A 14,321-nucleotide genomic window follows, 5' to 3' on the forward strand; every position below is an offset into this window, starting at 1 on the left:
ATCACTCAGCCGTCTTCGCAGGAATTACAGGTCCACCGTGTGCGGCGTAGGCGCCGAGCCGTTGCCCGAGCAGGGCCGCCGTCTCCCCCAGCAGCCGCTCCGCGATGACGTCGGCCTTCCGGCTGCGCCAAGGTTCCAGGCTGGTGCCCTTGACCCAGGTGTTGAAGGCGCCCATCGCTGGGCCGCAGTGGATCTGGTAGTCGACCCGCTGCTCGGCGCTGCCGCTCATCGCCAGCCGGGTGGAGTGGACGAAGTACCAGCGGAAGATGAGCGCCATCTTCTGCTTCGGGCTCTGTTCGGCGGCCACGAGCCGGTCCGGGAAGCGCCGGCTCAGGTGGGCGCGGGTCTCCTCCCACACCTCGTCGAGGGAGCGCTTGAAGTACTTCTCCTCCAGCGTGGCCCGGGTCCGCGCGTCGAGATCTTCGATCGCGTCGTGCCGCAGATACAGCTCGTACAGCTTCTGGGCGCGGGCGGGGAAGAAGGAGCCCCTCTTCACCGCCTGGACCCTGGCACCGACCTCGAACATGTCCCCCGCCGGGGCGTAGTCCGTGTCGTGCACGCCGAGGTCCTGAAGGATGTCCTTGACGGCGTCGCTGGTGCCCGCCTCCACCGTGCACTGGTTGATCGAGCCGGTCATGATGAACTCGGCGCCCAGGACAAAGGCGGCGAGCGCCGCCTCCGGTGCGCCGATCCCGCCCGCCGCGCCGACGCGTACCGCGGCCGCGTGCGGATGGTTCTCCTCGCGCGTCACCCGGTCGCGCAGCGCGCGCATCGCGGGCATCAGTATGTAGGCGTTGCCGCCGTCGGTGTGGCCCGCGGAGTCGGCCTCCACGCACAGGTCCTGGGCGAGCGGGAGCCTGCGCCCCAGCTCGGCCTGGTCGGATGTGACAAGGCCGCGGTCCAGCAACTCGCGGATCAGCGGCGCCGGGGCCGGGCGCAGGAACCGTTCGGCGACCTCGGTGCGCGACACCTTCGCGACGATGTGGTGGTCCTGCCGGATCCGGCCGCTCGCGTCCGTGCTGAGACCCGTCAGCCGGTAACGCACCAGGGCCGGCGTCGGCGCGAGGTAGGCCGATGCCTCCACGGAGCGCACGCCGTGGCGCAGGAACAGCTCCACGGTGCGCATCTCCAGCTCCGGCTCCTGCGGATTGCTGAGCAGATTCATGCCGTAGGCGCGGCCGGGGCGCAGCTCGCCCTTGATACGGGTGATGGCGTCGTCGATGACGTCCAGTGCCAGTCCGCCGGTGCCGAAGAAACCGAGCATTCCGGCGTTGCCCAGCGCGGTGACGAGTTCGACGGAGGCGATGCCCTTGTACATCGCGCCGGCGGCGTAGTTGTAGTCGATTCCGTGCGCCTCGCGGAAGCGGGGGTTGCCCAGTGCCTGCGGGGATATGGCGAACCCTGCGGCGCGGGCGTGATGCTGTGGTTCCACGGTGGCCTCGGTCGGTGGGGTCTGCGGGCTCGGCTGCTCGCGGCGGACGGGGGCAGGGTCCGCGGGCGCGTCTTCCCAGGGGAAGACGCCCTGATCCGCGTAGCGCTGGATCGCCCGTACGTTGTCGGGGTCCGCGAAGACCTCGCGGTTGGTGGCCAGCGCGACGTTCTTGGAATGCTCGGGGATCGGGGACAGTTCGCGCAGATACGCCTTGTAGCGCGCGATCCCCTTTTTGGACAGCCGCTCCAGCCGTCGCAGATGGCGCCGCAGCAGCGCTTCGCTGTCCGCATCCAATGCGTCGATCAGTCCCCACTCGTGAGCCTGCCAGGCGTCGATGGTCTGCGTCGTAGCGGCCAGGTAATGGGCGCGCTGGAAGCCGGTCCGGCGGATCAGATACGGCAGGACGACCGCGGGGATCAGCCCGAACAGCAGCTCGGAGAGGCTGAAGGTCGCGCTCTCGTTGGCGATCACCACATCGCTCGCCGCCACGAGGCCCACGCCGCCGGCGTTCGACTTGCCCCGGACATGGGCGATGGTGAAGACGTCCCCGTACGCCATCCGCCGGAACAGTTCGAACATGTGCTCCGGATCGAACGCCGTGTCCTGGCCCTGGCGCGCCGCGTCGCTGATCGCGTGGAAGTCCGCACCGAAGCAGAACACCTCGGGCAGCCCCTCCAGGACCACGACCGTGGTGGTCGGTGAATCCGAGGCCCGGCTGAAGACGTCGTTGAGTTCGTGCACGAGGTCGGCGTTGATGGCGTTGCCCGCCTCGGGGCGGTGGATCCGCACGAACAGCACGGTCCCCTGTTCCCGCAGCCTCAGCGTGGAGTAGGTCAGCCGATCCATGCGTACTCCCGGTGGAAGTCCTTGATCGCCCTCAGAACGAGGCGTGGAGCCTGCCCCGTGCCGTGCCCGGTCCGTGCCACGTAGTCCTGGTTCACGACCGTGTCGCGGGTGCCGACACGGACGAACTCGCTCTCCCGGAGCAGTGTGTCGTATTCGTCGAGGGAGAGCTGGTAGCGGGCGTCCAGATGGTCCGCGATGCCCATGGCCTTCAGCCGGGCGGCGCCGTCGGGTGTCACGACGCCGCTGTAGAACTCGGAGCAGCAGCCGGATCCGTACGAGAAGAGGCCCAGGCGCTTGGGGGCGTCGAAGCTGCCGCTGCAGACAGTGCCGGCCAGGGAGAGGAAGACGGTCGCGCCCATGATGTTGCCCACGCGCTGGCAGTAGGTCAGGCCGGGCACGACGCGCCGCTCGAAGTCCTCCGCGATCTCGGCGCCCCTGGCCTTGGCGACCTTGCGCATCATCGTGCGGTGGGCGCCCTTGACCATGCCGCCGAACGGGGTGTGAAAGGCGAGGTACTGGAAGGAGTCGCGGTAGTCGGCGCCCGCCACCTTCGCCTCGTATGCGCGGTAGGACTTCTCGCAGCAGTCCAGATACGACATCAACGAGAGGTCCACGTCGCCCGCTTCGCTGTCCGGCGCCGGGCGGCAGGTGTCCATGACCTCGTAGCCGTAGTATCCGCTGGCGCCGACGTCGAGCTGGAAGACGTGCGGGACGTCGCTGATCAGCATGGCCACGGCTCCGGCGCCGCCGCTGGGCTCCGCGTAGGCCCAGTCCTGGGCGGCGGCGTCGTCGCCGTCCTGCAGGATGTAGCGGGAGATGTCCGTGGCGATCACCAGGGCCTTGGCGCCCGGTGAGGCCCCGGAGAGAATGAAGTTGCAGGCCATCTGCAGTCCTGCCGTGCCGGCGTAGCACGCCTGCTTCAGCTCGAACATCCGGCAGTTGCGGTTCAGTCCCAGCTGGTCGTGGAGATAGGTGCTGGCCGACTTCGAGAAGTCGAAGCCCGACTCGGTGCAGGTGATCAGCAGTTCGATGCTGTCCTTCTCGGCGGCGCTCATCCGGTCGAGGACCGGCCTGGCGGCGTTGGCCCCGAACGTCACCGGGTCCTCGAAGGGCAGCGCGACGGCTTTCTCCTTCATCAGCAGGTTGTTCAGCCGAGGGAGGTCGAGCTCCCGGTGCTTCGCCAACTGCATGACGTCGAGCACCGCCGAGCCGCCATATACGTTCATCGCTTCGATACCGACGCGGGGCATGACGTGTGCTCTTCTGCTCTCTATGAGTCGCATGTGCTCATGCACAGTGCGGTGTTGATGCCACCGAAGCCCATGCTCAGGCTCAGGCTGTGGCGCACCTCGGCCTCGACTGCCTCATCGCGCACCCAGTGCAGGGACGCGTCGATGGGGTCGGTGAGGTTACGGGTCGGGTGCAGTCGGCCGTGCTGCATCTGGAGGAGCACGGCGACGGCTTCGACGGCTCCGGCCGCCGTGAGTCCGTGGCCGGTGATCGACTTCGTCGCGTTGAGGGCGGCGTGGGTGAGCCCGCAGGCCCGCAGCGCCGCCACCTCGGTCTCGTCGCCGACCAGGGAGGCGGTTCCGTGAGGATTGACGTAGTCGATGGCCTCGGGAGCCAGCCCTGCGCGGCCCAGGGCCTGCCGGATCGCCCTGGTCTCGCCGTCGAGCGAGGGGTTGGGGTTGCGATTGCCGTCCAGCTGCACCGACCAGCCGCTGAGGCGGGCGTACGGGGTGTCCTGCCGACCGGGGCGGGCACCCCTGCGCTCGATGACCAGCGCTCCGCACGCCTCGCCGTACACGAAGCCGTCCCGGCGCCGGTCGAAGGGCCGGCAGGCGAGTTCCGGCGCGTCGGCGCAATCCTCCGACGCCATGGCGCCCATGGAGTGCAACCCCAGCAGTTCCCAGTACGAGAGGTCCGCCAGCGCGCCCAGGGCGACGCAGACGTCGACGCGGCCCGAGGAGACCGCCTCCGCCGCCTCGATGATCGCGAGCTGGCCGCTGGCGGACGCGCCGCCCAGCGTATGGGCGAATCCGCGGATGCCGAATGCGGCCGTGCACAGGCCGCACAGATCCGTGTCCAGGAAGGACAGGCCGTAACTGGGCCGCAGGAAACGCGGCTTGGCCCGGTGCCGGTCGTGGGCCAGCACCAGTTCTCGCTGCTGGAGATTGCTGCCTCCGACGACGAGACCGATGCGCTCGGCGTCGAAGTCGTCGAGCCGGGCCTCGGTCCACGCCTCTTCCAGCGTGGCCAGGGCGACCTGCCCGGTAAAGGAAACGGTACGCAGTTCCCGGGCGCCCAGCCGGGAAGTGGATTCCAGTGCGGGAATCTGGGCGCCCACGAACCGGGTGTCGAGCTGCCGTCCGGGGCGGTCCATGACGGCGAATCGATGCGCGCCGGAGAACAGCCCCTGCGCAAAGGCGGCCTTGCCCTGGCCGACGGCGGTGGTGACGCCCAGCCCGGTGACCGTGATATCGGCGAAGTCCCTCACGTCACCCGGCCTTGGCCCCTGCTTTGTCGCTCAGGTGCTGGGCGAGTTCGCCCAGATTGTGCGGGCCGTAGGTCTCGACCAGCGGTATCTCCAGGTCCATGCCCTCGAGCACCATCATGACTATCTCCGCGCGGTCCATCGAATTCGCACCGAGGTCATCCAGGGAGTCGGAATGCTGGAAGGGGCGGCCTTCAAGTTCCGGGAGAACCTCGCGAATCGCTTCGGCTATCAATGAGAAGACTTCTTCTTTGGTCAAGGGCGCACCATCACTTTGTGAACATCGACAAATGGGTATTGTGGAACGATTCATCCGAGAGCGTTGTCCGCGGCCGCTTCGCACAGCTGGGAGATGCTCGCCCCGGGATTCGTCACGATCTTCAGCAGCAGCCTCTCATAGGTCGCCGCCATTTCCTCGGCCGTCTTCCTGTCAAACAGATCAGTGCTGTACTCCAGATATCCGTGCAGCCCTGCCGGCGTTTCCCGGACGACCATGTTGAGGTCGAACTTGGCCACCCCGTTGTCGGTTCGCAACGGCACGAACGTCAGCTGCCCGGTGTCCTCCTTCCGCGGCCCGGGGCCGGTCGCGGGCACCAGGTTGAACATGACCTGGAACAGCGGCGAGTGGGCCGGGTCGGCCTTCGGCGCGAGCGCCTCGACCAGGTCGGCGAAGGGGACGTCCTTGTGCTCGTGGGCCGCTGCGGTGACCCGCTTGGCCTGCGTCAGCAGCTCACTGAAGTCCTGACTGTCGGTCACGTCCAGCCGCATCACCAGCACGTTGATGAAGTAACCGACCAGACGCTCCAGCTCCGGGCGCGGCCGGTTGGTCACCGGGGAGCCGATCGCCAGTTCGCGGTCCGTCGTGCGAGTGCCGAGCAGCGCCGCGAACGCCGACAGCAGCGTCATGTAGAGCGTGCTGCCCTGCTCCTGGCTGAAGCGCTGGAGCTGCCCAAGGACTTCCACGGGGACTTCCACCTCGACCGACGAGCCCCGGTACGACTTCACCGCAGGCCGCTGATAGTCGGTGCGCAGCGACACGCACGCCGGCAGGGCGGCGAGCTGCGAGCGCCAGTACGCCTTCTGCCGGTCGCGAGCCACCTCGTCCACCGCACGCCGCTGCCAGTGTGCGAAGTCCGCGTACTGAACGGGAAGTTCGGGCAGGGACGGCTCCTGTGACCGGCTCAGCGCCTGGTACGCGCTGTTCAGCTCGGCCACGAAGATGCCGGTCGACCAGCCGTCGAAGATGCCCCACGGCCGGGTCACGACAGCGACGTGCTCGAACTGCGACAGGGTCAGGATGTGCACGCGCAGCATGTGCCGGTCGTCCGGCCGAAACGGCCGTGCCTGCTCGGCCCGCAGCAGCTCGGCGACCGCGCGGTCGCCGGAGACGTCCTCGAAGGTCGCCGCGAAGCCATCGGCGGCGTTCACACGTTGCACAAGGGAGTCACCGCGGCGCACATAGCTCGTGCGCAGCACCGCGTGGCGGGCCACCAGCGCTTCGAACGCCCGCGCGTAGGCCTGCCGGTCGAGCCCGCCGACGATCCGGTAGGCCATCTGCACGTTGTCGTACGCCGAGCCCAGGTGCTCGCGCGGGTTGAGGAACCACAGTTCGCTCTGCTGGAAGGAGAGCGGGAAGTTCTCGGTGCCGTCGCACACGGGCAGCAGGGGAACAGTCTGGGCCGAGGTGTCCGACGGGTCCGTGTCCAGAGCCTCGGCCATCTCGCCGATGGTGGCGCCGGCCAGGATCGTCTGGAGCGGCAGTTCCCTGCCGGTCTCCTGTTTCACCCGCAGGGTGAGGCGGGTGGCGAGCAGAGAATGACCGCCGAGGTCGAAGAAGCTGTCCTGGAGACCGACGCGCTCCAGCCCCAGGACGTCCTGGACCAGCCGGCACAGAACGAGTTCCACGTCGCCGCGCGGCGCGACGTAGACCTCCTTGTGCACGTCGGCCTCGTCGGGCGCGGGAAGCGCCTGCTTGTCGACCTTTCCGTTGGGGGTCAGGGGCAGCTCTTCCAGCGCCACGAAGACGCTCGGCACCATGTACTCGGGCACCTTGCTCGACAGATGTTCCTTGAGCGCGCGCGTCATCGCCTGGCCGGTGCGCGCGATCTGCGGCACGTTCGCCAGATACGACTGGCGGTAGGCGTCACGGGCCAGCGCGCGCGGCGGCCCGTCCTTGGCGAAAATCAGGTCGAGGCCGTCCAGCCGCTGCTGGGACCAGGTCACCGCGACACGGTGGCCGAGCTCTTCGGCGTACTGGAGTACGGCTTCGAGCTCCCGCACCTGCGCGGCGGCCGCCTCGGACAGGCGGGAGGCACCGGTGAGCGGCTCCACCTGCTGGTGCGCAGGCCAGCGGGTCAGGCCCTGACTGACCCTGACGTCGTCGGCGATCCTCGGGTTGCTCAGCCCCGCCACACCGAACCGGTGGCGCCCACCGTCCGTGAGGAGGGCACGGAGCTGTTCCGGGGTGGTGGCCTGCAGCCAGGGCAGGTCCTCGGGCGGCGCGACGGCCCCCTTGGTGACGACGACGTCGTAGCGGTAGCTGAGCATCTCGTTGTCGCCCGGTCCGCGCTTGACAGCGAGGTCGACCGAGCCGATCTGCGGGAAACGCTCGGTGAGCCCGGCGAAGTAGCTGGGGCTGACCAGCAGTTCGGGCTCCTGCTGGCGGCGGCGCTGCACCTGACGGGCCAGGGCTCCGGCGGAGGTGCGCACGGACAGCCTGCTGCGTTCGATGGCGCTCGCGTGGGCGGAGAACAGATCGAGGTTCCTGACGTCGCCGATCAGGATCCGGCCGCCGTCCGCCACGAGGGGCAGCAGTCGCTCGATCACCTCCTCCAGGTACAGGCGGTTCGGGAAGTACTGCACGACGGAGTTAACGACGACGGTGTCGAACTTCTCCGTCCCGGGCGGCAGGGTCACGGACCGGGCGTCACCCTGGCTGAGGGTGACGTGCGACCAGCCGCGGCGGTCGACTCCGCCCCGGACCCCGGACAGGGCGGCGGCGGAGATGTCGAAGGCGTGCACCGCTTCGCAGGCGCCCGCGTAGCGGAAGAGCAGGAGCCCGGTTCCGCAGCCGACCTCCAGCAGCCGCCGGGGCCGCAGCGCCTCGATCTGCCGGACCGTGCCGTCGATCCATGCGCTCATCTCGGCCTCGGGGATCTTCTCCCCGGTGTAACTGCTGTTCCAGCCGATCAGGTTGAGCTCGTCGGAGACGTCCCCGTCGGCTTCTCCGGCCGATGAATCACTGGAGTACTGCTCCTCGAAGAGGTCCTGCCACTGTTCGAGGCGTTCGGTGTTCTGCTCCTGCGCCGTGGCGTCCAGCCAGGCCGCCGTGGGCCGTACGTAGGCCACGAGTTTCTTGGTCTCGCCGGTGGCCTGGGTAACGACCGCGGTGCTCCGCACCGAGGGGTGGGACACCAGCGCGTTCTCGATCTCACCGAGTTCGACGCGGAAGCCACGCACCTTCACCTGGTTGTCGACGCGGCCGATGAACTCCAGCGCGCCGTCGGGCAGTCGCCGGGCCAGGTCACCGGTGCGGTACAGCCGGGCGCCGGGAACCGCGGCGAAGGGGTCGGGAACGAACCGCTGCTCGGTCAGCTCCCGATGGCCGATGTAGCCGCGTGCCACACCGGGGCCGCCCACGCACAGCTCGCCGACGACGCCGCACGGCACCAGCCGCAGGTCCGCGTCGAGCACATGGGCTGTGGACTGGGCGATCGGCCTGCCGATCGGGATGACGGCGTCCTCGGCGATGTCTCTGGGGATCACATGGCAGGTGGAGGCGATGCTGTTCTCGGTGGGCCCGTAGGCGTTGACGACGGTCAGACCGGGGTGCGCCCGGTGCAGTGCCCGCACGTGCTTGGCGGAGAACGCCTCACCGCCGACGCCCAGGTACTCCAGCGGCAGCCGCCGCCCCTGCGCGGCCTCGGCGAACGCGGGGAGGAAGGCGGCCGACAGCGCCATCATGGTGACGCCGGAGCGCTCGATACGATCGACGAGCGAGCCGATGTCCTTGGAGTCGCCGTCGTGCAGGACCAGCCGCCCGCCGGACAGCAGCGGGCCGAGGACCTCCTGGGAGCCGACGTCGAAGGAGATCGACGAGTGGTGGAGCATCACCGTGCGGTGGCTCGTCGGGAAGTAGTCGGGGTTGCGCACCAGGCGGACGATGCCGCGCTGCTCCACGAGGACGCCCTTGGGAAGCCCGGTCGAACCCGAGGTGAAGATGACGTACGCGAGATGCTCGGGGGTGAGCCCCAGCTCGGCCCGGGACAGGTCGTGCTCCGGCTGGTCGGCGAGCACCTGGGTGCGGTCCTCGGCGCGCTCGCCGGTGTCGAGGTGAACGGCCTGGGGGCGCTCCCCCTCGCCGGCGCCGTCGAGCAGCGACTGCGGAAGCTGCGAGTGGCTGAGGACGATGCTCACACCGGAGCCTTCGACCAGGGCGCGTATGCGCTCCTGGGGGTAGGCCGGGTCGATCGGGACGTATGCCCCGCCCGCCTTGAGGATGCCCAGCAGGCCGACAACCGTCTCCGGCGAGCGCCGCGTGCACAGTCCGACGAGTACGTCGGGGCCCACTCCGCGGCCGCGCAGATAGTGCGCCACACGGTTGGCCCGGGCGTTGACCTGTGCGTACGTCAGCCGCTGGTCTCCGTACTCGACGGCGACACTCTCCGGCCGCCGCGCGACCTGTTCCTCGAACAGCTCGAACAGACAGTGGTCGTCCGGGTAGGGCTTGGCGGTGTCGTTCCATTCGGTCAGCAGGCGGTGGCGTTCGGCGGGCGGCACGATGTCGATGTCGAGCGCCTGGGTGCGGGCGCCGTCGTCGACGGCCAGGGCGGCGACGATGCCGGCCACCGCGGCCTCCACATGGCCGAGCACCGCGTCCGGTGAGAGTGCCGCGTCCACCTGTGCGTTCAGGGACAGTTCGGTGCCCGTGTCGTCGACGGAGACACCGACCGGGTAGTTGGTGCGGTCGAGCGATCCCAGCCAGCGGATGCCGAGGTCCTCCAGCGTGGCGGGGCCCTCCTCGCCCTGCCGGGGCTCGAAATAGCGGTAGTTGATCATTGAGCTGAACAGGGTGGCGTCACTGTCCAGCCCGCTGGAGCGCTGGGCCAGAGTCAGCGGGCTCTGCTCGTAGCCGATCAGAGCCTTCAGGCCGGCGTCGACCTCGGACACCAGCTCCTTGACGCTACGGCCGCGCAGCCGTACCCGCAGGGGCAGAGTGTTGATGAAGTTGCCGAGCATCCGTTCGACGCCGGGGACGCCCTGGAGGCGCCCGGACAGGACCGTGCCGAACACCACGTCGTCGCGCCCGCTGCTCGCCGCGGCCACCAGGGCCCAGGCTGCGTGGAAGAGGCCGGCCGGGCTGATACGCAGACGTTGGGCCTGCTCGCGCAGCTCGCGTGTCAGCTCGGTCGGGAGCGAGCGGCGCAGGTCGCGGACCCGGGTGCCGTCGCCGTGCACATCCACCAGCTGGAACGGGGTGGTCGGCTCGGTGACGTCACCCAACTCGCCGCGGAAGTACGCCTCCGCGTCGTCCGACGCCAGCTGGTGCAGGGTGTGGCCGACGAAGTCGCGGTAGGCCGGGGGCGGCCTCAGCCGCTCCGCGCGGCCGCTCATGTGGGCCGTCAGCTCCTCCAGGATCAGACGCAGCGACGTCGCGTCCTCGATGAGGTGGTGCACGCTCAACAGCAGGAAGCGCCGCTCGGAGTGCGGATCGGCGGCGACCGCGAGCCGCAGCAGCGGGGCCCGGCCGAGGTTCATGCCTCCCGGCCGGGACAGCAGGGCGCGGGCCTGCTGCTCGGCGTCCTGGCCGGGGTCGAGGGTCAGCGACTCGACCTCCAGGCGGACCTCGCGGAGCACGACCTGTACGGGTTCGGTCAGGCCCTCGGTGGCCACGGCGGTGCGCATGACGTCGTGGCGGTCCATCAACGTCTGCAGCGCGGCCGCGAAGGCGTCACACACCTCCTGGGACGGGGCGGTGAGCAGGATCGGGATGACGTACGGGTCGTTGGCGGGGTCCATCAAGTGATGGAAGAGGATGCCTTCCTGCGACGGGACGAGCCGATAGATGTCCTGCACATTGGGTGCGCCGCCGGGCACTTCGGACACGATCGCGTCGATCTCGGCCTGGCTCAACCCGGCCAGCGGGAGCATCTCCGGGGTGATCCGCTCACACGCCGGCGGGATCGGATTGCCCGGGACCTCGTAGGCGGGGCCGGTTGCCTCGCCACGGTCGATCTCGGCCGCCAGCTCGGCCAGCGTGGGGCTGTTGAAAACGCTGCGGACGGCGACTTCGAGCCCGCGCTCCTTCAGGCGGGCGATCAGGACGGTGATCAGCAGCGAGTGCCCGCCCAGCGCGAAGAAGTTGTCGTCGGCGCTGATGCGTGTCTCGTCGAAGCCCATCAGCTCCGCCCAGGCGGCTGCGAGGATCCGCTCGGTCCCGGGGGCCGGGACGATGTGTGCGCGCTGGGCGTAGGCGTCGATGCCGGGAGCGGGCAGTGCCTTGCGGTCGAGCTTGCCGTTGCCGGTGATGGGCAGCCGGTCCAGGGCCACGAAGGCGCTGGGGACCATGTAGTCGGGCAGCGTCCGGCGCAGGTGCCGGGCGAGCTCGGCGCGGTGGTCCGCCTCGGGCTCCTCGCCGGCGGCCCGGACCCCGGGGTCCAGGAGCACGTAGGCCACCAGTTGCTTGTCGCCGGGCTGGTCCTCGCGGGCGAGCACAACACATGAGCGGACGGCGGGGTGTTGGGTGAGTGCGGCCTCGATCTCACCCAGCTCGATACGGAACCCCCGCACCTTCACCTGATCATCATTACGCCCCAAGTACTCCAACCCACCATCAGGCAACCACCGCGCCAGATCCCCCGTCCGATACATCCGCGCACCCGACACACCACAAAACGGATCAACCAAAAAACGCTCAGCAGTCAACTCCGGACGATTCAAATACCCCCGAGCCACACCCGCACCACCCACATACAACTCACCCACCGCACCCACCGGCGCAGGCCGCCCACGCCCATCCAACACATACGTCCGCAAATCAGGAATCCGCTCACCGATCGGACTCACCCCCCGATCAACATCCCCCTCCCCCAACAACCGATACGTCACATGCACCGTCGTCTCAGTGATCCCATACATATTCACCAACGCCACACCCGCATTGACCGAACGCCCCAACCACGGCCGCAACGACGCCACATCCAACGCCTCACCACCAAACACCACCACACGCAACGCATGCGGCCGCGCACCCTCCCCCTGCGCCACCATCAACTGCCGAAACGCACTCGGCGTCTGATTCAACACCGTCACACCCGAACCACACACCAACCGATAAAAAGCACCCGCATCACGCGCCACCGCCTGCGGAACCACCACCAGACGCCCACCATGCAACAACGCACCCCAGATCTCCCACACCGAGAAATCAAAAGCGAACGAATGGAACAACGCCCACACATCCCCCTCACCGAAACGGAACCACGCATCCGTCGACGAGAACAACCGCGTCACATTACGGTGCTCAACCATCACCCCCTTAGGCGTCCCCGTCGAACCCGACGTATAAATCACATACGCCAACCCCGACGACACCCCACCCACCGGCACATCAACCGAAGACAACCCCGCCCACAACCCCGCATCCGCCCGCACATCCACCACCGGAACAGACCCAACACCCAACCCCACAGGCAACGGACCATCCGTCAACACCACCCCCGGCGCACTGTCCCCCAACACATGCACCAAACGATCCACCGGCGACGCCGGATCCAACGGCACATACGCACCACCCGCCTTCAACACCGCCAGCACACACACCACAATGTGCTCACTACGCGGCAGACACAAAGCCACCAACACACCCGGCCCCACCCCCAACCCACGCAAATAACCCGCCAAACGATTCGCCCGACCGTTCAACTCCCCATACGAAACAACCCGACCCTCACACTCCAACGCCACCGCACCCGGCGCCCCCGCCACAACACCCTCAAACCACTCATGCAAACAACGCTCGTCGGGCGCGGTGGGCACGACGGTGTTCCATTCCTGGAGCACCTGGCGCCGCTCGGCCTCGTCGAGGGTGCTGATCCGGGAGATCCTCTCCTGCGGCGCAGCGACGACCGCGTCGAGCAGGGCGGTGTAGTGGCGTACGAACCGCTGGACGGTCTCCCGGTCGAACAGACTGGTGTTGTACTCGACGGCGCCGATCAGCCCGTCCGGTGTCTCGCGCAGGTCCAGCGTCACATCGAACTTCGTGATGTTGAAGTCGAATTCGATCAGGGACACGTCGAGATCGCCGAGCCGTACCTCGCTGTCGGCCTGCGCCTCCTGGAGGACGAACGCCACCTGGAACACCGGTGAGTGGCTGAGGCTGCGCTCCAGCTGGAGCGCGTCCACGACGGCCTCGAACGGCACATCCTGGTGACTGAACGCCTGGAGCGCGACGTCCTTCGTCCGCCCCAGCAGTTCGGCGAAGGTCGGGTCGCCCGACAGATCGGCGCGCATGACGAGCGTGTTGGCGAAGAAGCCGATCAGGCCCTCGGCCTCGATGCGGTTGCGGTTGGCGACGGGAGTGCCGATGGCGATGTGCGGCTGTTCGCTGTAGCGGTTCAAGAGCAGCGCGTAGGCGGAGAGCAGCGTCATGTACAGCGTGACGTCGTGCTGCTCGCTCAGCGCCTTGAGCCGGCGCAACAGGTCGTGCGGGAGGTGGAAGCGTTCGTGGGCGCCCTGGTAGGTCTTGATCGCGGGACGTGGCCGGTCCGCCGGCAGGGAGAGGTGTGGGTCGATGCCGTCGAGCTGCTGCTTCCAGTAGTTCACCTGGCGCGCCTGGACCTCGTCGACGAGCCACTGACGCTGCCAGTGCGCGTAGTCGGCGTACTGGATGGGCAGCGGGTCGAGCGGCGCCGGCCCGCCCTCGCAGAACGCCTCGTACAGGGCGACCATCTCGCGGAAGAAAACGCCCAGCGACCAGCCGTCGGACACGCTGTGGTGCATGGTCACGAGCAGGATGTGCTCCTGTGCGGACTGACGCAGCAGCCTCACACGGATCAGCGATTCGCGCGCGAGGTCGAACGGCGCGACGGCCTCGTGCTCGCAGATCGCGGGCAGCTCGCCGGGGTCGGTGAGCTCCTCCTGCGACACGGCGAAGTCCTCGCCGTCACCGATGTGCTGGTACGGGACTCCGTCACGCTCGACGAACCGCGTGCGCAGGACCTCGTGCCGCTGGACGATGGTTTCCAGGGCGCGCAACAGCGCCGCGCGGTCGAGGGGGCCGCGCAGCCGCATCGCCATCGGGATGTTGTAGTACGCGCTGGTCCCGTCCAGTTTGGCCAGGAACCACAGTCGCTGCTGGGCGAAGGAGAGCCGAACCGGATCGTCCTCGGTGCGCGGTCGCGGCCGGATCGACTCCAGGGCGGACAGGTCGACGCCCTGCTTCTTGAGCATCGCTATCAGGGCGCGCTGCTGCTTGGCGGGCAGGGACTTGATCTTCCTGATCAGGTCCAGCGAGTTGTCATTGTCAGTCGTGCTCATGATCGGCCCCGT

Annotated in this window: 5 protein-coding genes; all 5 read right to left on the minus strand. The window is 68.5% G+C overall.

Annotated elements, in window-relative coordinates; genetic code table 11:
• Window position 1: 1 nt before the first annotated feature.
• Genes QMK30_RS01205 through QMK30_RS01225 form a run of 5 tightly spaced genes read right to left on the minus strand, consistent with a single transcriptional unit; the run spans window position 2 to window position 14,309 of the window.
• A complete protein-coding gene (locus QMK30_RS01205) occupies window positions 2-2,278 on the minus strand; it encodes an enoyl-CoA hydratase/isomerase (RefSeq protein WP_283515192.1) in 2,277 nt (758 codons plus the stop codon).
• A complete protein-coding gene (locus QMK30_RS01210; RefSeq protein WP_283515193.1) occupies window positions 2,266-3,528 on the minus strand; it encodes a hydroxymethylglutaryl-CoA synthase family protein in 1,263 nt (420 codons plus the stop codon). The genes QMK30_RS01205 and QMK30_RS01210 overlap by 13 nt, the downstream gene beginning before the upstream one ends.
• A gap of 20 nt (window positions 3,529-3,548) precedes the next feature.
• Window positions 3,549-4,775 carry a beta-ketoacyl synthase N-terminal-like domain-containing protein gene (locus QMK30_RS01215; protein ID WP_283515194.1) on the minus strand — a complete coding sequence of 409 codons (1,227 nt, stop codon included), beginning with the start codon at window positions 4,773-4,775 and terminating at the stop codon, window positions 3,549-3,551.
• A 1-nt stretch (window position 4,776) separates the two neighbouring features.
• A complete protein-coding gene (locus QMK30_RS01220; RefSeq protein WP_283515195.1) occupies window positions 4,777-5,031 on the minus strand; it encodes an acyl carrier protein in 255 nt (84 codons plus the stop codon).
• Between the two features lie 50 nt (window positions 5,032-5,081).
• Complete coding sequence (locus QMK30_RS01225) at window positions 5,082-14,309, minus strand: non-ribosomal peptide synthetase (protein WP_283515196.1); 9,228 nt, start codon at window positions 14,307-14,309, stop codon at window positions 5,082-5,084.
• Window positions 14,310-14,321 lie beyond the last annotated feature (12 nt).

This window comes from Streptomyces sp. H27-C3 (assembly GCF_030063415.1).
Taxonomy (GTDB): domain Bacteria; phylum Actinomycetota; class Actinomycetes; order Streptomycetales; family Streptomycetaceae; genus Streptomyces.

Bases quoted from the DNA above. Each gene is read 5' to 3' on its own strand.
- QMK30_RS01205 (WP_283515192.1), bottom strand. From the start codon at position 2,278: ATGGATCGGCTGACCTACTCCACGCTGAGGCTGCGGGAACAGGGGACC.
- QMK30_RS01210 (WP_283515193.1), bottom strand. From the start codon at position 3,528: ATGCCCCGCGTCGGTATCGAAGCGATGAACGTATATGGCGGCTCGGCG.
- QMK30_RS01225 (WP_283515196.1), bottom strand. From the start codon at position 14,309: ATGAGCACGACTGACAATGACAACTCGCTGGACCTGATCAGGAAGATC.